This is a genomic window from Pseudomonas sp. Irchel s3a12 (genome assembly GCF_900187485.1).
GTDB lineage: Bacteria > Pseudomonadota > Gammaproteobacteria > Pseudomonadales > Pseudomonadaceae > Aquipseudomonas > Aquipseudomonas neuropathica.
In genome coordinates this window covers 87891-108932 of sequence record NZ_FYDN01000001.1, presented here as the reverse complement: position 1 = coordinate 108932, position 21042 = coordinate 87891, and the positions used below count along the sequence as shown (strand labels likewise).

Genomic DNA, 21042 nt, shown 5'->3' with positions numbered 1-21042 from the left:
GGAGAAAAGCCATGTTTGCCTCAAGATCTACTCGCGGTTTTTACGACGAATCCATTCATACAACAATGCCGGATGACGTGGTTGAAATCTCCGCCGAATACCACGCAGCTCTGCTGGCTGGACAATCCGCCGGCAAGGTAATCGTCTGGATTCATGATGGTGTGCCTGTTCTGGCTGAGCTGCCGCCACCCAGTGACGAGCAATTGGCAACGATAGAAAGGAGCTGGCGAGACCAGCAACTATCTGAAACAGATGCTGTAGTAACCCGTCATCGTGATGAGCTGGAAGAAAGCACCGACACCACATTGTCGGCAGAGCAATACACAGAGCTTCAGGCATACCGCCGAGCGCTGCGCAATTGGCCAGAGTCGGGTAGCTTTCCTTTGGCTGACCATCGCCCTCAAGCACCGGATTGGTTGAGCCAGGTAATCCAGTGATATCTGTTCGAGTGCGCTTATCCATGTAGCACCCCCCTCTACAAGTCCACGCGCTCGCCCATCCGGCGCGCGCGCGGCAGCCTGTGCACTGTCATCCCATTTACTGCGCAGGCAAATCCATGGCCGATTATCTTCACGGCGTGCGGGTGCTCGAACTCAACGACGGCACCCGCCCCATTCGCACCATCCCCACCGCCGTCATCGGCATGGTCTGCACGGCCGACGATGCCGACGCTACCGTTTTCCCGCTGGATACGCCGGTGCTGCTCACCAACGTGCAGACCGCCGTCGGCAAGGCCGGCACCACCGGCACCCTCGCTGCCAGCCTGCGAGCCATCGCCGACCAGACCAAGCCCTACACCATCGTCGTGCGCGTCAAAGCAGGCGCCACCGAGGCGGAAACGGCCAGCGCGTTGATCGGCACCACCACCGCCGATGGCAAATACACCGGCATGAAAGCTTTGCTCGCCGCTAAGGCAAAAGTCGGCATGGTGCCGCGCATCCTCGGCGTGCCAGGCCTCGACAGCCAACCGGTGGCCACCGCTCTGGCGAGCATTGCCCAACAACTACGCGCCTTCAGTTATGTCAGCGCTTGGGACTGCAAAACCAAGGAAGAAGCCGTCGCCTATCGCGAGAACTTCGGCGCCCGCGAAGTCATGGTGATCTGGCCAGACTTCCAGAACTGGGACACCGTCACCAGCACCACCGTGAAAGCCTCGGCCGTCGCCCGTGCCCTCGGTCTGCGCGCCAAGATCGATCAGGAAGTAGGCTGGCATAAAACCCTGTCTAACGTCGCGGTCAACGGCGTTACCGGCATCAGCGCCGACGTGTTCTGGGATCTGCAAAACCCGGCCACCGATGCCAATTACCTCAACGGCAACGAAGTCACCACCCTGATCAATGAGGGCGGCTTCCGCTTCTGGGGTAGCCGCACGTGCAGCGACGATCCGCTGTTTGCTTTCGAGAACTACACCCGCACCGCGCAGATCCTCGCCGACACCATGGCCGAAGCGCAGATGTGGGCCGTAGACAAGCCCATGCATCCGTCCCTGGTGCGCGACATGATCGAGAGTATCAAGGCCAAGTTCCGCGAAATGGTCGGCAGCGGCTACCTGATCGGCGGCGACTGCTGGTACCCGGAAGACATCAACGACAAGGACACGCTCAAGGCCGGCAAGCTGTACCTCGATTACGACTATACGCCCGTGCCGCCGCTGGAAGACCTGACCCTTCGCCAGCGCATCACCGACCGCTACCTGATCCAGTTCGCCAGCAAAGTGAACGCCTGAATCGGCGCTCCCCTGCGGGGGAGTCCGTACCCCGGAGACCAACGCCATGGCCATGCCTCGCAAACTCAAAAACATGAACCTGTTCAACGACGGCAACACCTACCAGGGCGTAGCCAAGAGCGTCACCCCGCCGCCGCTCGGACGCAAGATGGAAAGCTATCGCGGCGGCGGTATGAACGGGCCGGTCAAGGCCGATCTCGGTTTCTCCGATGACGGCATCCAGTTCGAATGGAAAACCGGCGGGCTGGATCTGATCGCGCTCAAGCAGTTCGGCAGCGTCAATGCGTCCGGTGTTCAACTGCGCTTCGCCGGCTCGTTCCAGCAAGACGACACCGGCGAAATCAGCGCCGTGGAAATCATCGTGCGCGGCCGTCACGAAACCATCGAGATGGGCGACGCGGCACCTGGTGAAGACACCGAACACAGCATCACCACCACATGCAGCTACTACAAGCTGATCGTCGACAACGAAGACATCATCGAAATCGACTTGCTCAACTTCATCGAGAAGGTCAACGGCGTGGACATGCTGGAGAAACAGCGCTCCGCCATCGGCCTTTGAACCACTCCCTAAAGCCATTACCTGGAGCAGCACATGAACACCGAAGAAACCAATACCGAAGTCCTGCCGACAGTCGATGACAATACCGTCGTCCTCGATACCGCGATCTTGCGCGGCAAGAATCAAATCGACAGCCTCACCCTGCGCAAGCCGTGTTCCGGTGAGCTGCGCGGCGTTCACCTGGTGGACCTGCTGAACCTCGACGTCGCCGCCCTGCTCAAGGTGCTGCCGCGTATCACCTCGCCAAGCATCACCGCGACCGAAGCCGCCGGCATGGACCCGGCCGATCTGCTGGCCTGTGGCAACAAGGTCGCGCATTTTTTGTTGCAGAAGTCGGTGAGGACGGACGCCTCCCTCGTTGCGTAGAGGACGCCATGGCCGATCTGGCCGTGGTTTTTCACTGGGCACCGGCTGACATGGATCAGCTCTGCCTGCAAGAACTGATGGACTGGCGCGAGCGCGCCAGGGTGCGGAGTTCCACCGATGGCGAATGATCTAAAACTTCAGGTCCTGCTCAATGCGATTGACCGGGCGAGCGGCCCCCTGAAGGCCATCGACAAGGGCAGCATCGGCGCTGCCCGCGCACTCAAGGACGCGCGGGACCGGCTCAAGGAACTCAATGCCCAGCAGAAAGACGTCAGCGCCTGGCGGACCCAGCGCGCCGCCGCTGAGCAGACCGAAACAGCCCTCACCTCAGCCCGCGACAAAGTGCGCGCGCTCAGTCAGCAGTTTGCCGCCACAGGCGTTCCGACCAAGGCCCTGGCCAAGGATTTTCGCACCGCCGTGCGTGAGGCTCAGCGGCTCAAAGAACAGCACCAGCAGCAGTCCGAACAGTTGCAGACCCTGCGTTCGAAGCTGTACAGCGCAGGAATCAGCACCAAAGACCTAGGCACCCACGAACGCCAACTGCGCGAGCAGATCGGAGCCACCAACACCACGATCAGCGAACAAGGGAAACGGCTGGTCGCGCTGAATGCCCAGCAAAAACGCATGGCCGCCGAACGCGCCAAACTGGCGAAGACGCAAAGCCTTGCGAGTGACATGGCGGTCAACGGTGCCGCCGGGCTGGGCGTGGGTTACGCGGCGAGCCGCCCGCTGGCCAAAGCCGTGGGCGCATTTGCACCGAACGAAGACTCAGCCACGCAACTGAAAGTGTCGATGATGGACAACACCGGCAAGGTGGCCGAGGACTTCCAGAAGATCACCGACCTCGCCACCAAACTGGGCGACCGCTTGCCCGGCACCACGGCCGACTTTCAGAACATGATGACGATGCTGCGACGTCAGGGCATCAGCGCGCAGAGCATCCTCGGCGGGACGGGTGAGGCCGCCGCATATCTAGGCGTACAGCTGAAGATGCCCGCCGAAGAAGCCGCCGAGTTCGCGGCGAAAATGCAGGACGCCACCCAGACATCCGAGAAAGACATGATGTCGCTGATGGACACCATCCAGCGCGGCGTTTATGCGGGAGTTGATCCCGGCAACATGCTTCAGGGCTTCAGCAAAATTGCACCGGTGATGGAAACCATCAAAAAGTCCGGACTCGACGCCGCTAAGGAACTGGCCCCGCTGCTGATCATGATGGATCAGCAAAGCATGGAAGGCGGCGCTGCTGGTAACGCGTTCCGCAAAATCTTTCAAGCGGGCTTGAACAAAGACAAAGTTGGCAAAGCCAATGACCTCGCCAAATCCACGGGCAAGGGTGTCTCCTTCAAATTTACCGATGACGACGGAAATTTCGCCGGACTGGAAAACCTTTACGCCCAAGTCGAGAAGCTGAAGGCCTTCAACGATGAAGACCGCACGACGATCACTAAAGAGCTGTTCGGTGATGACGCGGAAACGATGACGACCTTGAACACCATGATGAACAAGGGGCTGGCGGGCTATCAGGAAGTGCAGCAAAAGCTTCAAACTCAAGCGACCTTGCGCATGCGTGTCAACGAACAACTCGGCACGCTGACCAACGTCATGGAAGCCGCTGAAGGCAGCTTCACCAACGCCATGGCCGAGTTCGGCGCCGCCGTCGCGCCGGAGCTGAAAGAGCTGATCAACACCCTTGGTGAAGTCGCCAATAAAGTCGGCGCTTGGGCGCGGGAAAACCCGAAGCTCGCCGGCGGCCTGGTCAAAGTCGTGGCGCTGGTCGCGGGTCTGTCGTTCGTGTTCGGCGGCTTGGCCATCGGCATGGCCAGCCTGCTCGGCCCGTTTGCCGTGATCCGTTACGGCATGGCGATGTTCGGCATGCAGGGTGGTGGCACGCTGAGAATCATGCAAAAGCTCGCCCCCACCATCACCGGTCTGGCCCGCAATGCCCTCCCGATGCTGGGCCAAGGTTTTCGCACGCTGGCCAGCACACTCAGCGGCGCGCTGGTAACCGCCCTGCGAACCGTCAGCATTGCACTTTGGGGCCTCGCCACCAACCCGGTGGCGCTGGCCATCGGTGCCGTCGTTGCCGTGCTCGCCGGTGCGGCTTACCTGATCTACAGCAACTGGGATGCGGTGAAACTCTACTTCAGCAACGCATGGACTGAGATCAAAGCCGGCTTCAGTGGCGGTATCGGCGGAATCCTCAACACGCTCGCCAACTTCAGCCCCATCGGCCTGATCTACCAGGCCTTCGCTGGCGTACTGAGCTACCTCGGCGTAGATCTGCCGAGCCGCTTTACCGAGTTCGGCAACATGCTGGTCAACGGCCTGGTCAACGGACTGCTCGCGGGGTTGGGGCAGATCAAAAACGCCGTCAGCTCAGTGGCTGATTCGGCCATCAACATGTTCAAGGAAAAGCTCGGCATCCACAGTCCGTCCCGCGTGTTCACCGCGCTTGGCGGCTTCACCATGGCCGGTCTGACCCAAGGTCTGCAAGGTGGTCAGGATGGGCCGCTGGGCGCCATCACTGACATGGGTAAACAAGTCGTGTCGGCCGGGCAACGTGCGCTCGGCGCCGTGGCTGGCCCGCTCGGCGCCATCGGGTTACCGCAATTGCCAACTGGTGCCGCCGCATCATCTTCAGTGTCGATCGACAATCGCGCGCCCATCAGCCCGGCGCCGGCCACTGCCTACGACAGCCACGACACCTACGAAATCAACATCCACACCACGCCCGGCATGGATGAGCGCGCCATCGCCCGCGCGGTGCGCGCCGAACTGGCCCGCGTCTCCAGCGAAAAGAGCGCCCGCCAGCGAAGCAAACTTTCCGACCTGGAGTAACCCGCCATGATGCTTGCCCTGGGCATGTTCGTTTTCAGCCTCTCCACCGCCGCCTACCAGGAACTACAACGCCAAACCGAATGGCGCCACGCCAGCAGCAACCGCGTCGGCGCCGCGCCAGCCCGCCAGTTCGTTGGCCGTGGTGATGACTCCATCACCCTGCCCGGCATCATCCTGCCGGAACTCGCCGGCAGCGCCCTGAGCCTCGACGCCTTGCGCTTGATGGCCAACACCGGCAAGGCGTGGCCAATGGTCGAGGGCAGCGGCCGAATCTATGGCCTATGGATCATCGAAAGCCTGAGCGAAACCAAGACGATTTTCTTCCGCGACGGCACGCCGCGCCGAATCGAATTCGCCCTCAGCCTCAAGCGCATTGATGACGACCGTATCGACCTGATCGGCGCCGGTACCAGCGCTGGCGTCAGCATCATGAGGGCGCTGCTGTGATCGATGCCGCCCTCTCCCGCGTCACCGGTTTTCTGGACAAGACCATCGAACGCTACAAGCGCGAAGCAGCCTACCCGGTGCCGGCGTTTCGCATCACCGTGGACGGCAACGACATCGCGCAACTGATCAGCCCGCGCCTGATGAGCCTCGATCTGACCGACAATCGCGGCATCGAGGCCGATCAACTGAGCATCACTCTCAGCGACCACGACGGACTGCTCGCCATCCCTCCCAAGGGTGCGGTGATTCGGCTGTGGCTGGGCTGGAGTGATACCGGACTGGTCGACAAGGGCACCTACACCGTCGACGAAACAGAACACTCCGGCACGCCCGACGTGCTGAGCATCCGCGCCCGCTCGGCCGACCTGCGCAAAGGCTTGAAGACCAAACGCGAACGAAGCTGGAGCAACACCACGCTTGGCGACGTGCTGGGCGATATCGCCCTAGGCAATGGCCTGACCGCCACCATCGCCGGCGCGCTCGACGGTTTGCCTATCCTGCAACTGGACCAGGCCAACGAGTCCGACGCCAACCTGATCAGCCGTGTCGGCGAAGAGTTTGACGCCGTAGTCACCGTCAAAGCAGGTTGCCTGCTGTGCCTGCCCGCCGGCGGTGGCAAGACCGCCAGCGGCGCCGAGCTGCCCCACATCACTCTCACCCGCGCCGACGGCGACCAGCACCGCTACCTGCAAGCAGACCGCGACAGTTACGACGGTGTGCGTGCCTACTTCTACGATGTGAACAGCGCCAAGAAACAGGAAGCCATCGCCGGGGGCGGGGAAAATCTCAAGGATTTACGGCATACCTATAGCGATCGACAGTCTGCTCTGCGCGCCGCCCGAGCGGAATTCAACCGATTGCAACGTGGGAGTGCGACGCTCAGTTATACCTTGGCCATGGGCCGGCCGGATCTGATCCCGGAGCTAACCTATACGCTCGAAGGGGTTAAGCCGGAAATTGATGAAATCATCTGGTATGGGGGGAATGTGCAGCACACGCTTAGTGCGGACAACGGCTATACCATCAGCTTGGAGCTGGAGAGCAAGCTGCCGGAAGATACTGTTGAGGGTCTGGCAGAAGAGAACAAGGGCGATTACACAGGTATCATTGCGTACTATCGCGACAACGGGGTGGGTAAACAAAAGTCAGTGACAGCAGGGAATCAAATTCAACCGCGACGATTGCAGTGGCTATACGCCAACGAGAAAACGGCGAAACGGGCGGTCGAACGTGAATGGGAGCGGATGCAGATCGAGTTCTAACGCTATGATTATCTGCATCACTTAACATCAACTTAATCTGTGAGCCAACTCAACGATGTCTTTGTAGTTTTGTAATTTTAGGATGTCACTCTCCCTAGACAAAGCGAAAAAAACCGGGCTCCTCCAAGAGCTTATGTTTTGCGCCATGTTGTTACGACTTTGATGGTCAGACTCCAACAGTGCCAAATAATAAGTCGCCAATTCTTTCACCGATGCTAGTTCCGTTGTGAAAGAAAACGTGACTGGGTCTGCTTCCGCCTCATCGTAAGCACTTACTGCTTCCATCGACTTCCCCGTCACCCACAGCCCCGAATAAAGTTCGGACTTCGTGGCTTTGAAAAACACTAGATATGCCAACCAAAAAAAGTGGACTGCCCCTTCAATTGAATCGCAGGCGCTTTTAATCTGCTTAATGTAGTTCATCAACTCCCGCAGCTCGACCTTAAAGTACTTACACAATCCAACTATGATTATTGCATTTTCAGTATATCCCTGAATAAAACTAATAGCAGTATTTTTTCTTGGGTAAACATACTCAGCATCACCCGGAAAAAAGAATCCTATATTTTTACCCGTAACATTCAACTCTAACGCGACCGAGGCAATCTCAGGAAGACTGTGATGAACCAAACTATATATATCCGCGTTATTCAGATTAAACTCTGCATCAAAAAATCTATTCAGATATCGTTCAGATGAAAATCCTTGCCCGTAAACCGCACGTATTGAGTGAGCCAATTGGCGCGAGTCGGACGCAATAACAAAACGGCAGTTTTCCAGCTCAAAAAAATGTTTAATTCGCTCAAGCAGCTCTATTGCATATGTCGGGCGACAGCGATCTAATTCATCAATAAAAATAAATGCAGGCTTTCTGAGACCTTTATTATCCGCAGCTTGAGAAAACCTTTCCAATATGGCTTTCTTAAACTCGTCCACATGTTGTAATGTTTTTGCTTGATCTGCTATTAGCGTACTGACAATATCGCTAGCAAAATCTGCTCCTTCTTGATCACCCTCGTCCCCCAGCAACTCCTTCAGCTCTACCCCGATGTATTTTTTCACTAATCCTTTAGCAATTAACGGGGCTGCCTTCTTCACTATTGAAGCAGTCGCGTCGACTGCGGCCCTGCCTGCACTATGTAGCGTTAGATCCAAATTATCTTTGGTTTGCTGTTCAATACACGTAATCAGTGCAATAAGAGGTTCAGCAGTATAATCAGTTTCCCACGCGTTAAAAAAAACACAGACGTAATCACTATCCAGTTCATTTTTCCAACGACTCAAGAAAAAAGACTTTCCAGCCCCCCAAGGGGAATTCACATTCAAGACCTTCACATGAGGGTTCGCAAGCAGATACGATGTTAAGAATTTCGCACTCGGCTGACGGTCCATAAGATCGTCAGCCCATATTTCTTCGACATCTGCCATCTTTCTACCCTTCTAGAACGTTATTAGGACATCCAAACCAGAAACATAATAACCAGCACCCAAGCGTTCGCCTTGTGGAATCACGTATCGGCAACAACTCCTTGGGAAGTATAATCTTGGTTGGCGGAAGCCAGCCTTAACATTGTCGACGTGTACTTCTCTTTTATCCCTTCCTTAACTTCTGCCGATATATTTTTATCTTTCATTATCTTTTTTTGACTTGCCAAGTCTTTCTTTAACCTAGCCTTATATTGTGTAAGCCCCTCTGGCTCATCAATACGGCAGAAAAACTTAGCGACGAAATAACCAATCACGGGAACAATCAACGTGGTTGCACCGACCCAATACTGAGCATCTTCCGCCGGCAACCATTTCATACAAGTTGCAGTCGCGAACGTTCCCAAACCAGCAGTAACAGAGGCTTGAAGACCTTGAGGAGCAACCTTAGGCAAGTCCGCCATTAAGCACCTCCATTTGCAGATTTTAGTTGATCCACAACATACCCAGTCGTAGCAATGGTTTTCCTTCCAACTATTAAACCATCTCGCTTATAGACAATAATCACTTTATCCGTGGCCACATATCTATTGAGGAAATATCTAGCTAGAATTCGCGACATCTTAAAAATAACAGGCGCTAATATTATAAGTGATATATAAAATAACGCTTCTACAAAACTGGGGTTTACATTCACAATGCATCCCTCACACTAGTCGACGACCTTTATCTGCAAAATGCTTTGTAACTTCCACAACCACGTACGAATGTGTAGCCCTTGTCTGCCTGTACACCGACCTAGTCTCAATAACCACTTCAAACAAGTCATCTTTTGAAAACGTTTGTTTGTTCTGATTAACCTTAGTCATAAATTTTTCGTCTGCGACTTCTACAGCATGCTCAGTACCGTCGGCAAGCTTCACTCGCCATCCTCGTCCAGACTCGAAATTTACCTGTACAAAATATGCTGTAGTCTTATCTTTAGAGGTTTCTTCAGACTCAAGTGAGCCAACAGGTAACGGGGAAAAATTATGAGCAGCACTTTCTTTTACGGATAGAACGACATCTTCTTGCTCATCCAAAACTTTGAACGTCGCGTTTTTCTTGCCCGCAATTGGAGCCTGAATAACATTATGTAGCGAGTCCCTGACTTTCTTGTCCACTGCAAGCTGAGCCACGTATTTATTGCACTTAATCACTTCACCATCAACTTCGATAGTAGCAATATCTGATCCAGCTTCGACGGTTACCTTCGCAATCCTTCGACTCTTTAACTTCTTTACTACTTCTATTAGCGACCCACCTGCGACGGCGCCTCCGATAGCTGAAAAGCCGATATACTTTAGAACTTGAAGAGCCGCCGGAGTAGAAGCTAAAAGCAGGAAGTCGACGATCACCGAACCTTCACGAACAGGAGAAGAGACCTTCAAATCAACCTCAGCTCCCTTATTCATCAGTGCATTGGCTTCAGATACAGCATTATATACACCAAGAATAGACTTAGCCAAATCAAGTGCGTCTATTTCATGATTTTTGAAATCACCATCGTCTGCATCGTAGGAAACTGAAAATTTCTCCTGAACAACCTTTGGCTTAGCCACTTATATCCCCACCCTTTTATATTATTGAGCAAAGCTCAAAACTCTAATAATGTCGACCGATTTTATTATTTTCACTCACCCACAAGCTGTTATCCGCTGTAATGCCAACGAAAAACATTATGAAATCAATGTGATAAAAGAATTTTTTGCGGAAAAAATACTGAGCACAGAACACATCCCTATGTTGCCTAAGTGAACTTTTAGTAACGCATCACTGAGTTGTCTCAGACGGCGATTGGCTGCATCCCTGCCAGCCTGACCGTTCTTAATGGGTACAGATTATGCTGGCCGTTTGGTATCGGCAAGGGCTTCAGTCAAATCCTTGAGGCGCTGCTCGACATCCATTAAGCGTTTCTTTTCCTCAGCAGCGCTTTGTATCTCCCGCTTGCCTGCATCGCCCAGGGAGCGAAACAGCTCAAGCATGGCCTTCTCCTGCATGTTTGCCGACTCAGGCCCTGCCCCCTCGATCGACACACCGTGAAACATAGAACCCTCACCTGTGAGTAGCCAATCCACACTTATACCCAAATGGGTACGAAGGGCACCCATGGCTTTCGCATTGGGTTCCCGCTCATCAAGAAGATAGTTCTGTAGCGTCCTGTAGGGAATTCCTACAAGGTCAGAGGCTTCCTTGATCGACAAGCCTTTGTGATCGAGAACACTGCGCAGGCGCGTGGCTATACTCATTTTTTCATACGATCCGGTTGACGCACTCGTTTGGGTGCGTATACTGCGAACAAACAGGTACATCTTAACCAAGTAGGAACACATCAACCATGAGCCAAGCCATGGAAAAGCGCCAGATCCAGGCGCGGTTGATTGAGAACGGAAGCAACTTCCGGCAGTTCGCGATCAGCCACGGCTACGAACCGCGCACGGTTACTCAAGTGGTTCAGCGGTGGGCTGGACAAGATTCGCTGCCACGCGGGCGGCTGTCGTTCAGCATCCTGAGAGACATATCACGATTGATAGGGAAAGAAGTGCTACCCGGCATCCTTGTCGATCCGAACGCAAAGCCAAATGAATCTGAGGCTGTTGATCAACTGTAGGGCCGGCGAAGCCAAGGAGAAACCAGAAGATGAAACGCCCAGTTCTAGCAAGCCGAAAGGATGTCGTCAGCGCAGTGATCGGCGCATACGAAGGTGGCCGGACTTACGCTGCCGCCGATCTCGGCATGTCACTCAAAAAGTTCGATAACCAGGCTTACGAAAACGCCGGCAGCCGACCGCTGAGTGACGACCACATTCATCGCCTCGAACAGGTAGCAGGCACAACCTTCCTGCCGGACTACATCGCAGCCAAATACGGCGGCATGTTCGTCCCGCTGACAGCATCGGCGGATCTGGACAACGTCGAGTTGTACAACCGGTCAGTCAAAGCCGCCGCCAAGCGCGGCATGGTTGACCAAATTATTGCCAAAGCGCTCGACGACGGTGTCATTGAGTCCTGCGAAGCCCAAGCGATCATCAACGCCCTGGTGCACTACATGTCCGCCCGCTACGCCGAAGTGCTGGCCACCATTCAATTGCACGGTCGGGGGTTCGCCGGGTGAGTACTTACAAGCTTGTCTGCCCGCACTGCCTCGGCCGCATGCGCATCCGCACCAGCGAAGGTACACACATTTTTCTGCGGGTGGCCTACCTGCAATGCACCAACGAGGCCTGCGGCTGGTCGGTGCGAGCTGAGTTCGAGATGACTCACGAAATGAGTCCCAGCGGCATGGCCAACCCATCGGTGCGTTTGCCCATAGCAGACATCGCCCTGCGCCGCGCCGCTATGAAGACCGCCAACGATCAACCCGACCTGCTCGACCAAATGGAAATGGAGTGTGCGCAATGAACCACGATCAGTTGACCCACGACTACCGCAGCAGCATGCAACGTGCCGCGTTCGCTTACCTGCAACGGCACGAAGCGCAGTACCTGGTGGACTCGGACCTGCTCTATGAAAACTGCGTTCGCCACTTGGCCACGTCGCTGGAGGTACCTGTCTTCATGGCGGAGCGCTTGGTGCACAACGCCTGGACTGAATTGCAGGTGATCAACCAGCGCAAATGGATCGGAGTGGACTGGGGCAACAGCCCCGGTTGCACAGTCGTGCACTTGATCGACACCCGCGCCGATCTACGCTTCCCGGTACCGGCGAGACTGCTGCCGCAGACCTTGCTCGCCCAGCGCGACTCCGCGCACAAGCACCACCCTCAGTAACTCCTTTTTTAAACAACCCGCCCTGCCCCGCTTCCCTTGGGTTTGGGTGAGCTTTGCCTGAAATCCGAGGTGGATCATGGAAATCGACATCGCCATCAACGCAAAACTGCCCCGTGCGCAGGCCGAAGCCCTGCTCCAGGCACTGCGCGCTCAGTACTCGATGCAGTTCAACGAGTACTGGTATGACGATCGGTTCCGCATGATTCCCGAGGGTTTACGGCATGGCTCGCTGCTGTCGGCCTTCCCGGTGATGGCCGCGCAAAAACGCCTGATTGGCGCCCTTAAACACAGTCTCGGCGAAGTGAAGTAAGCCCCGATGAACATGAAACACGATTTGCGCGCCGACATCCTGCAACGCCTTGAATCCGACTACGGACTCAAACACAAAGCCGGCAAATACATGCGCCAGGGCGAATGCCCGGCGTGCAAGAAAAAAGAGCTGTACGCCTTCCACGATGATCCGTGGATGATCCGCTGCGGCCGGGGCAAATGTGGCCAGACCTGGCACGTTAAAGAAATCTACGAAGACCTGTTCGAAGACTGGAGTAAGCGCGCCCCGGCCAGCGAGCAACACCCCAGCGCCACCGCGCGTGCCTATCTGGAATTTGCCCGAGGCTTTCGGCTCGATCTGATTCAGGGCTGGTTTACTCAGGAAACGTATTTCTCCGGCGAACTGAATGCCGGCAGCGCGACCGTGCGTTTTGCGTTGGAGAAAGGTGGCTACTGGGAGCGCCTGATCGACCGGCCGCACCGTTTCGGCAAGATGAAGGCGCGATTCAAGCCCGGTGACAGCCCGCGTGGGTTCTGGTGGTGCCCGCCGTGCGTCGAACTGCTAGACGTCAAAGAGCTGTGGGTTGTCGAGGGCATATTCGATGCCATCGCCCTGGTGCATAACGGCATTGCAGCCGTGTCGGCAATGTCGTCTGCCTTCTTCCCCGAGGAGTCTCTGAAAGAGCTGGCCCAACAACGCGGCGGTAAATTGCCCAAGCTCATTTGGGCATTGGACAACGAACCCGGCGCGCACAAATACACAAAGCGTTGGGTGCGTCAGGCTCGCGCCCTGGGCTACGAGTGCGAAGCGGCACAGATCCCGCAATCGGACAGCCGCAAGGTTGATTGGAACGATCTGCATCAGCGCTGGGCATTTATTGATGGCGAGAGCGAGCGTGCCGAGCAGATCGACAAGGACCTAGCCACCGCTCGCTATCACGGCTCCTTGCTGATCGCCGAAAGCGCGTCTGAGAAAGGCGTGTTGATGTACGAATGGCGCGAGCGCCACGAATTTCACTTCGGATTCGACAGCCGGCTCTACTGGTTCAAGATGGACCTGGAGAAATTTAACAAGGCCATGCAGGCGCTGGAGTCCTCCGAGCGCCACGAAGACCAGTTGCTCAACGAAAAGCAGCGTCGCGAAAAGGCCCTGCGCCAATGTGGTGGCGTGGTGGAAATCGCCAACTGCTACCCACAGGCGCTGTACTTCCAGCGCAACGAAGTCACCGACGAATCCTGGTACTACTTCCGCGTCGATTTCCCGCACGACAGCGGCAGTGTCAAAAACACCTTCACCGGTGGCCAGGTCGCGGCCGCCAGCGAGTTCAAGAAACGCCTGCTCAGCATGGCCGCCGGCGCCGTATTCACCGGCAGCGGGCAGCAGCTCGACAAGATCATGAAGGATCAGCTGTTCGGCCTGAAAACGGTCGAGACAATCGACTTCATCGGATACAGCAAACTGCACGGCTGCTACGTCTTTGGCGACCTCGCGGTACGCGGCGGCATCGTTAGTGTGGTGAACAAGGAAGACTTTTTCGAGTTCGGCAAGCTGCGACTGAAGACGCTGCAAAAATCGATCGCCATGCACATCCAGCGCGACAGCAAGCAGTACCGCACCGACTGGTTGCCGATGCTGTGGCTGTGCTTTGGCGCCAAGGGCATCGTCGCCCTCGCATTCTGGTTTGGCTCGTTGTTCGCCGAGCAGATCCGCGCGCAGTACAAGTCCTTCCCGTTCCTTGAGGTCACCGGTGAAGCCGGCGCCGGCAAGACCACGCTGCTGACTTTCCTGTGGAAACTGCTCGGCCGCGAGCATGAAGGTTTTGACCCGTCGAAATCGACCCGTGCCGGTCGACAGCGCGCCATGGGCCAAGTCTCCAACATGCCGGTCGTGCTGATCGAAGGCGACCGCAACGAGCCGGATAAGGCACACGCCAAGGGCTTCGACTGGGACGAACTGAAGGATTTCTACGGCGGCGGCACGCTCGGCACCAAGGGTATGAAGACCAGCGGCAACGAGACCTATGAACCACCGTTCCGGGGCGCGATTGCGATCAGCCAGAACGCCGATGTCAGCGCGTCCGAAGCGATCCTGACCCGGATTATCAAATCCCACTTTGCGCGCCCGGAAGTCACCACCGAAAGCCGTGCCGCCGCTGACAACCTGAACCTGATCCCGGTCGAGCAACTGAGCCACTTCCTGCTGCTCGCCGTGCGCGCTGAAGCGCAGGTGATGGCCAAGTTCTCCGAACGCGTGCTGGTCCATGAGCAGCAGCTGCGCAAGCTCAAAGAAATCCGCGTGGAACGGATCATCAAGAACCACAGCCAGTTGATGGCTCTGGTCGATTGCCTGCGCCTGGTGTGCCCGCTCGATGACAACCACGTCGCCACGACGCACCAGGCACTGATGGTCATGGCGCTGGAGCGGCAAGCCGCGATCAGTGCCGACCACCCGCTGGTTGCCGAGTTCTGGGAAGTCTACGAATACCTCGAAAGCCTGGGCGAAGGCCCGCAGGTCAACCACAGCACCGACCCGAAACTCATCGCGATCAACCTCAACGAGTTCGCCGAAAAGGCCAGCGAGCATCGGCAGAACCTCGCCGACCTCAAAACCTTGCGCGGGCTGCTGGTCAACAGCCGCAGCCACAAGTGGCTGGAATCCAACAAGGCCGTGTATAGCGCCGTGCGCGCCTCACAAGCGGCCGGCAACGCGATGTTCAACAAACCCACCACTGTGCGCTGCTGGATTTTTCAGAGCGCGTAAACCGCAACCAGCGCTGCAACGCTGGGCACATTCCAATGGAGAAGCACCATGCAAATACACGTTATCACCGGCGACGCCGGCACGGGCAAGACGACAAAACTTAGATCGATCGAGGCCCGGCAACTGGCCGAAGGCAAACAGGCCGGGATCATTCATGCGGATGCGTATTCGCATGAAGGCCTGCTGGGGATCATGGAAGTCAGGTTAGAGCGCGGTGAGCGGACGCTGCTTGTCGATGACTGCTCAAGCAGACAGGTCGATGAGGTTTTGCAATGGCAGAAGGAGGCTGCTGGGAACGAGCAGCTCAAAGGCTTGGTGATTCACCTGGTACGCCAAGCGGGCTGACCAGCGAATTATTACCGGAAAAAAGTGGTGTCGAGGGACTGCAATCCCTCGACACCGACCACCCAAAGGGAGAAGCACCATGCACGCACAAAACCCAAGTGGCAGCGGCACAGAGGCTACCACGAACCCACTGGAAATCGGCGTCACCCGCCGCCTGGACGACGTACAAAGCTATCAAGTAGCCGGCCTAGTCGATTCAAACCTCAACCCGACGCTTCGCTTCGTCACACTGGCTGACTTCGACACGCTGTTGCGTGAGGTGGAACAACTCAGACAGTTCAGGGAATCGGTCAAGCAGACCTGCGAAAACCCGAGAAACCGAACAAAGCGGACCCAGTTGCAGATGTGCAAATTTCTCGATGAGGTGAGGCTGACAGCGATTGGCGTGGGCGCGGGCGCGGGCGCGGGCAAAGTGAGGGCGCCATGAACCTAAGCCCAGATCCTATTCCTCGCACACGCCCGACCATGGCCAGCCATCGCCTGGACCTTCCCAGTTGCTGTGATATTTGCGGCAAGGCCCGATCCACTCGCAAGCATCAGACCTGTAGCCGGATCCGGCAGCAGCGCAAGTCTACCGAGTGGGCTGAGCTGATGGCGGCACGAGCGGAAGAGAGAAAGAACAAACCACGGCGTTACGCGCGCTGAACTGAATCACAGAGCGAGCAACGGGGAGCTGCAACTCCCCATCGCCTGCAAAGGAAAAGCACCATGCAAATGCCAAAACGGATAGAACCAAGTGTTTTGCAGCAGGGAGCCAGGCTATGACTGTTTTCCTGCTGTTGTACTTGTGCGCGGATGCGACTCGGACGGATTGCCAAGTGTTTCCGGCTCAACAATGGATAGGAGATACAGCTTACGAGCAATGCCTCGATGCTGTTCTCGGCCTGACCAAAGCCCTGACCGCTACCAACCGAAAGCGACACAGATTTGTTTGCGAGATCCAGACAGCCGACGCAAAGCCGGCGGAAGAAATAGCCCGGCCGAGGTTCATTCATCAATCGTTTCGGATGTGAGGGGAGCATCATGAACACAGCTTTCATTCTGATGGCTCAGTACAACGGCCAGGCAATTATCCCGCTTGATCGGGTGTGCCGTGACTACTTCACACACCTGACGCCCGACATGTTCCAGCGCAAGGTGTTGAGCGGTCAGATCAAGATCCCGATCACCCGGCTGGAGCCGAGCCAGAAGTCCGCCAAGGGCATTCACATCGGCGACCTGGCGGCTTACCTCGATCTCCAGCGCGCCGCCGCGGTGAAAGAAAACAATCAGCTCAACGGCTTAAAACCCGCCTTTTGAGCCACTTCATTGATGCGGCGCCCAGTTGGACGGGCGCCCTCAATATCTTTTCGTGCCACTCCCACCCCACATATCGATCACCCTTACCGCGCAGGTGGGTGTAGCGTCGCAGCGAATTCCAGTCCCTGTGCCCCGACACACTCGCCACGCGCGGGATGTCCCAGTCCATTTCAAACAGGCGGCTGACACCCTCGTGGCGAAGGTCGTGAAAGTGCAAGTCGGCGATGCCCAAAAACTTGCAGGCCTTCGCCCAGGACGTAGAAATAGACTCGGGGCTGTACGGGAAAATGTCGTCGCCGGCCTTGGGCATCGTTTGGAGTATCTGCCACGCCTCATCTGGCAAGTAACACCAGACGTCGTTGCCGATCTTCTGCCCGGGGTTCTTCATGTCCCGGACCAGGACTCGCTGGCCAGCCTCGTCTACGTCCGCCCAGCGAATGCGGGTGATTTCATCGAGACGGCGGGTTGAGAACAGGGCGAAGCCTACGACCTTCAACATGTTGGTGACGCTTCGACGACGCGCCTGCATGTCCTCATAGTGGGTCATGATCTTGCCCAACTCATCCAAGGTCGGACGGCGGTCCCGCTCGCGGCTCTTGAGGTTGTAGCCGAGTTTGCGCAGCACTCGCCGCGCTCCGGCCATGGCCAGCGGATCAACCTGATAGCCCCATGCGTCCCTGGCGATGGAAAGCACGGCGCCGAGGTGCGCGAGATCGTTGCCGGCGGTTTGCGCCTGGACGCCTCCCCCTTCGCTACTCATCCGCCACAGGGCGAAGTCCACCAGGCACTGCGTGTTGATGTCGGTATCGTTGAGTTTGCCGAAGTAGCTGGCACCGATGGCCGTGAGCGTCGCCTTTTTGGTTTTGCCCAGCGGCCGCGCTTTTTCGACTTCGCGCAGGTACTGATCAATCATCTCTTTAGCAGTAGCGCCCTTGCGGCTCGCCCGCTCGATCGCACCAGGCTCATCAAGTTCCGATTCACGCTTACGCGCCCACGCCTGCGCAGCCTGTTTCCGGGCGAAGGTCTGGCTCTCTTGGTAGACTTGCACTCCAGCACGCTTGATGCGGATCTGAGCCGTGTAGCTCACAGACCCATCCGCCAGTTTTCTTGCCCTGATAGCTGCCATATCGAAAGTGGTACGCGTCGGTTTTGAAGTGGTACATCGTACCACCGAGACTCAAAAAACGCCTGAAAACGCCCTAAAACACGCCGAAAACACGTTGAGTAAAATGGTACAGAATCAGAGCTTTAGCCCAGTAAAACCAATGCCTACGCTGTCTCGGCGCTTTAGTGTTGCACCCATGATGGATTGGACCGACCGCCATTGCCGTTTCTTCCTACGCCTCCTATCGAAGAACGCCTTGCTCTACACCGAAATGGTCACCACCGGCGCACTCCTCAACGGCGATCACGAACGTTTCCTCCGTCACAACGAAGCCGAGCACCCTCTCGCGTTGCAGTTGGGCGGTAGCGTTCCATTGGATCTGGCCGCCTGCGCCCGCATGGCTCAGGAACACGGTTACGACGAGGTGAACCTAAACGTCGGCTGCCCGAGCGATCGTGTGCAGAACAACATGATCGGCGCATGCCTGATGGGTCACCCGCAACTGGTGGCGGATTGTGTGAAGGCGATGCGTGATGCGGTGTCGATTCCGGTAACGGTGAAGCATCGCATCGGCATCAACGGTCGGGACAGTTACGCGGAGTTGTGTGATTTCGTCGGCACAGTCCGCGATGCCGGGTGCACCAGTTTCACCGTGCATGCGCGGATTGCGATTCTGGAGGGGTTGTCGCCGAAGGAGAATCGCGACATTCCGCCATTGCGCTATGACGTGGCGGCGCAACTGAAGGCGGATTTTCCGGAATTGGAGATTGTGCTGAATGGCGGGATCAAGACGATGGAGGCCTGCCATGAGCATTTGCAGACGTTCGACGGTGTGATGTTGGGGCGTGAGGCTTATCACAATCCGTATTTGCTGGCGGAGGTGGATCAGCAGTTGTTCGGCAGTTCGGCGCCGGTGATCAGTCGGGCTGAGGCGTTGGCGCAGTTGCGTCCTTATATAGCCGAGCATTTGCTCGCCGGTGGGGCGATGCATCACATCACGCGGCATGTGCTGGGCTTGGGCACGGGGTTCCCGGGGGCGCGGAAATTCCGTCAGTTGTTGTCGGTGGATATTCACAAGGCCAAGGATCCGCTGGCGTTGCTGGATCAGGCGGCTGAGTTGCTTGAAGGTCGTTGATTGAAGTTTTGAGTGTGCGGGCAACGCATGAGCGTTGCCCGGCGTTTTGTTGTACTGACAGGATGTCTTTTGTTTATGCCCGCGTTTACTTTTTCTGCTTTCAAGCGTTTCACCCTCCTCGCCTTGTTCAGCTTCACCACCGATGTTTATGCGCACTGCGATGGCTTTTGTATGGGCCGGACCGATACGCCGTGGGAGGTGACGCAGTTTTCCGGCTTCACTTTGGTGTCTTTAATCCTTGCACCTATTTCGTCTAGCCAGGAAACGACCGACAGTCACAAGCGTGTTTACTCTGCTGAAGAACAGGAAGACGCGCGACTCTATCTCGCCAGCGACGGGATGCTGCAGGCCGCGTATTTCACCTCGGCCTTGCAGCGCTATCGACAGGAGTCGCCGGATTCGGCGTTAAACGATCTCGCCGTTGCGGCGTTGATCAGCGCTCAGTGATCAGGCGGCCGCTGCGGCGGTCCAGTTGACCCAGCCAAACAGCCACGTTGCCAGAATCAACAAACCAAACGCGATCCGGTACCAGGCGAACGCGGCGTAGCTGTGGTTGGCAATAAACTTGAGCAAGCCGCGCACGGCGATCATGGCGAAGATGAATGCGGTGACGAAGCCGAGGGCGAAGACTGGCAGGTCGTTGGGCTGGAATAGATCGCGGTATTTGTAGCCGGAGTACACGGCGGCGCCGACCATGGTGGGCATGGCGAGGAAGAACGAGAACTCGGTGGCGGCTTTTCGCGACAGGCCGAAGAGCAGGCCACCGATGATGGTCGAGCCGGAGCGCGAGGTGCCGGGAATCATCGCCAGGCATTGTACGAATCCGACTTTCAGTGCGTGGGACCAGTGCATATCGTCGACGTGTTCGACGCTGATCACATGGCTGCGCTGTTCGGCCCACAACATGATGATGCCGCCGACCACCAGTGCCACGGCGACGGTGATCGGGTTAAACAGGTATTCGTGGATCGCGTCGGCGAACAATACGCCCAAGACCACGGCGGGCAGAAAAGCGATCAGCAAGTTGAGGGTGAAGCGTTGTGCATTACGTTCGGTGGGCAGGCCTTTGATGATGTCGAAGATCTTCGGTCGAAACTCCCAGACGACGGCAAGAATGGCACCCAGTTGAATAATGATGTTGAAGGCCATGGCGCGTTCGCCGCCGAATTCCAGCAAGTCGGCGACGATGATCTGGTGGCCGGTACTCGAGATCGGCAAGAACTCGGTCAGGCCTTCTACCGCACCTAATATCAACACCTGGAAAAGGGTCCAGAAATCCATTAATCCTCCGTCAGAGCGCTCTTGGTGAGCGACCGGGTAATAACACTCAGGGGTTGAGTATCTGAAGTTACACAATTGGCGTATATGAAGATCAAAAGATCGCAGCCTTCGGCAGCTCCTACATTTTGAAATGCATTCCCCTGTAGGAGCTGCCGAAGGTTCGGGCCGCGATCGGACGATCTTTTGATCTCAAAGAATAGGTCTTATGAATTGCCACACTCAAGCCATGTTAATAATCGTCGGCCGACGAACTACGCAGAAAATATTTAGGTCTTTTGCAAAAAAAAGTTGCTCTGACAATAAAGTGTGATCAAAATCACATTATTCAGAGATGGCCAGACAGTGGCAGATAGACATAGAGATAGCCATCGCAATAAGCTCAAAATAGTGGCACCATTGCATATCGCCA

26 protein-coding genes are annotated in these 21042 nt (G+C 56.5%); 20 read left to right on the top strand and 6 right to left on the bottom strand.

The features are described 5' to 3' along the window. Positions 1–11 precede the first annotated feature (11 nt). The 8 genes from CKW14_RS00530 (at position 12) to CKW14_RS00495 (ending at position 7204) form a co-directional block, all read left to right on the top strand. Complete coding sequence (locus tag CKW14_RS00530) at positions 12–437, top strand: phage tail assembly chaperone (RefSeq protein WP_095124364.1); 426 nt, start codon at positions 12–14, stop codon at positions 435–437. A gap of 119 nt (positions 438–556) precedes the next feature. Continuing rightward, positions 557–1726, top strand: a complete 1170-nt coding sequence (locus CKW14_RS00525; protein WP_095124363.1) for a phage tail sheath protein — start codon at positions 557–559, stop codon at positions 1724–1726. A 46-nt stretch (positions 1727–1772) separates the two neighbouring features. Further along, a complete protein-coding gene (locus CKW14_RS00520; RefSeq protein WP_095124362.1) occupies positions 1773–2288 on the top strand; it encodes a phage major tail tube protein in 516 nt (171 codons plus the stop codon). Positions 2289–2321: 33 nt separating this feature from the next. After that, positions 2322–2654 (top strand): phage tail assembly protein, encoded by a 333-nt coding sequence (locus CKW14_RS00515; RefSeq protein ID WP_095124361.1) that lies wholly within the window; start codon positions 2322–2324, stop codon positions 2652–2654. A gap of 8 nt (positions 2655–2662) precedes the next feature. Then, complete coding sequence (locus CKW14_RS00510) at positions 2663–2782, top strand: GpE family phage tail protein (protein WP_095124360.1); 120 nt, start codon at positions 2663–2665, stop codon at positions 2780–2782. Continuing rightward, complete coding sequence (locus CKW14_RS00505; RefSeq protein WP_095124359.1) at positions 2772–5495, top strand: phage tail tape measure protein; 2724 nt, start codon at positions 2772–2774, stop codon at positions 5493–5495. Before CKW14_RS00510 ends, CKW14_RS00505 begins: the two co-directional genes overlap by 11 nt. Before the next feature lie 6 nt (positions 5496–5501). Continuing rightward, positions 5502–5942, top strand: a complete 441-nt coding sequence (locus CKW14_RS00500) for a phage tail protein (RefSeq protein ID WP_095124358.1) — start codon at positions 5502–5504, stop codon at positions 5940–5942. Then, the gene (locus tag CKW14_RS00495) at positions 5939–7204 is read left to right on the top strand and encodes a phage late control D family protein (RefSeq protein WP_095124357.1); all 1266 of its coding nucleotides are present in this window, start codon (positions 5939–5941) and stop codon (positions 7202–7204) included. The genes CKW14_RS00500 and CKW14_RS00495 overlap by 4 nt, the downstream gene beginning before the upstream one ends. Before the next feature lie 27 nt (positions 7205–7231). Here CKW14_RS00495 and CKW14_RS00490 read toward each other — a convergent pair whose 3' ends face one another. The 4 genes from CKW14_RS00490 to CKW14_RS00475 all read right to left on the bottom strand — a co-directional run bounded on the left by CKW14_RS00490 (position 7232) and on the right by CKW14_RS00475 (position 10917). Beyond that, positions 7232–8632 carry a P-loop NTPase fold protein gene (locus tag CKW14_RS00490; protein WP_095124356.1) on the bottom strand — a complete coding sequence of 467 codons (1401 nt, stop codon included), beginning with the start codon at positions 8630–8632 and terminating at the stop codon, positions 7232–7234. Between the two features lie 80 nt (positions 8633–8712). After that, complete coding sequence (locus CKW14_RS00485) at positions 8713–9093, bottom strand: hypothetical protein (protein WP_095124355.1); 381 nt, start codon at positions 9091–9093, stop codon at positions 8713–8715. Between the two features lie 243 nt (positions 9094–9336). Then, the gene (locus CKW14_RS00480; RefSeq protein ID WP_095124354.1) at positions 9337–10230 is read right to left on the bottom strand and encodes a hypothetical protein; all 894 of its coding nucleotides are present in this window, start codon (positions 10228–10230) and stop codon (positions 9337–9339) included. A 279-nt stretch (positions 10231–10509) separates the two neighbouring features. Next, positions 10510–10917 (bottom strand): helix-turn-helix domain-containing protein, encoded by a 408-nt coding sequence (locus CKW14_RS00475; protein WP_256587170.1) that lies wholly within the window; start codon positions 10915–10917, stop codon positions 10510–10512. A gap of 101 nt (positions 10918–11018) precedes the next feature. On the opposite strand from CKW14_RS00475, the gene CKW14_RS00470 reads away from it, so the two are divergent. From CKW14_RS00470 to CKW14_RS00420, 10 genes are all read left to right on the top strand, one after another. After that, positions 11019–11279 (top strand): hypothetical protein, encoded by a 261-nt coding sequence (locus tag CKW14_RS00470; protein WP_095124696.1) that lies wholly within the window; start codon positions 11019–11021, stop codon positions 11277–11279. Positions 11280–11308: 29 nt separating this feature from the next. Then, positions 11309–11782 (top strand): YmfL family putative regulatory protein, encoded by a 474-nt coding sequence (locus CKW14_RS00465; protein WP_095124353.1) that lies wholly within the window; start codon positions 11309–11311, stop codon positions 11780–11782. Then, positions 11779–12069, top strand: a complete 291-nt coding sequence (locus CKW14_RS00460) for an ogr/Delta-like zinc finger family protein (RefSeq protein ID WP_038979812.1) — start codon at positions 11779–11781, stop codon at positions 12067–12069. Before CKW14_RS00465 ends, CKW14_RS00460 begins: the two co-directional genes overlap by 4 nt. Beyond that, complete coding sequence (locus CKW14_RS00455) at positions 12066–12437, top strand: hypothetical protein (protein WP_095124352.1); 372 nt, start codon at positions 12066–12068, stop codon at positions 12435–12437. The genes CKW14_RS00460 and CKW14_RS00455 overlap by 4 nt, the downstream gene beginning before the upstream one ends. A gap of 76 nt (positions 12438–12513) precedes the next feature. After that, positions 12514–12747: a hypothetical protein gene (locus tag CKW14_RS00450; RefSeq protein ID WP_095124351.1), complete on the top strand. Its 234-nt coding sequence runs from the start codon at positions 12514–12516 to the stop codon at positions 12745–12747. 6 nt (positions 12748–12753) lie between these two features. Continuing rightward, positions 12754–15468 carry a toprim domain-containing protein gene (locus CKW14_RS00445; protein WP_176471232.1) on the top strand — a complete coding sequence of 905 codons (2715 nt, stop codon included), beginning with the start codon at positions 12754–12756 and terminating at the stop codon, positions 15466–15468. A gap of 48 nt (positions 15469–15516) precedes the next feature. After that, positions 15517–15813, top strand: coding sequence for a hypothetical protein (locus CKW14_RS00440; RefSeq protein WP_095124350.1), 297 nt, complete (start codon positions 15517–15519; stop codon positions 15811–15813). Between the two features lie 79 nt (positions 15814–15892). Continuing rightward, on the top strand, positions 15893–16240 hold the full coding sequence (locus tag CKW14_RS00435; protein WP_095124349.1) for a hypothetical protein: 348 nt from the start codon (positions 15893–15895) through the stop codon (positions 16238–16240). Continuing rightward, positions 16237–16458: a hypothetical protein gene (locus CKW14_RS30120; protein WP_095124348.1), complete on the top strand. Its 222-nt coding sequence runs from the start codon at positions 16237–16239 to the stop codon at positions 16456–16458. The genes CKW14_RS00435 and CKW14_RS30120 overlap by 4 nt, the downstream gene beginning before the upstream one ends. 378 nt (positions 16459–16836) lie before the next feature. Then, a complete protein-coding gene (locus CKW14_RS00420) occupies positions 16837–17112 on the top strand; it encodes a pyocin activator PrtN family protein (RefSeq protein ID WP_095124346.1) in 276 nt (91 codons plus the stop codon). On the opposite strand, the gene CKW14_RS00415 is transcribed toward CKW14_RS00420, so the two are convergent. Continuing rightward, positions 17087–18238, bottom strand: coding sequence for a site-specific integrase (locus CKW14_RS00415; RefSeq protein ID WP_095124345.1), 1152 nt, complete (start codon positions 18236–18238; stop codon positions 17087–17089). The genes CKW14_RS00420 and CKW14_RS00415 overlap by 26 nt on opposite strands. Positions 18239–18377: 139 nt before the next feature. On the opposite strand from CKW14_RS00415, the gene dusA reads away from it, so the two are divergent. Together dusA and CKW14_RS00405 are read left to right on the top strand one after the other, a co-directional pair. Then, the gene (gene dusA / locus CKW14_RS00410; protein WP_095124344.1) at positions 18378–19352 is read left to right on the top strand and encodes a tRNA dihydrouridine(20/20a) synthase DusA; all 975 of its coding nucleotides are present in this window, start codon (positions 18378–18380) and stop codon (positions 19350–19352) included. 75 nt (positions 19353–19427) lie between these two features. Then, positions 19428–19799, top strand: a complete 372-nt coding sequence (locus tag CKW14_RS00405) for a DUF2388 domain-containing protein (RefSeq protein ID WP_095124343.1) — start codon at positions 19428–19430, stop codon at positions 19797–19799. Here CKW14_RS00405 and CKW14_RS00400 read toward each other — a convergent pair whose 3' ends face one another. Further along, a complete protein-coding gene (locus tag CKW14_RS00400) occupies positions 19800–20633 on the bottom strand; it encodes an undecaprenyl-diphosphate phosphatase (RefSeq protein ID WP_095050500.1) in 834 nt (277 codons plus the stop codon). Positions 20634–21042: the final 409 nt, after the last annotated feature.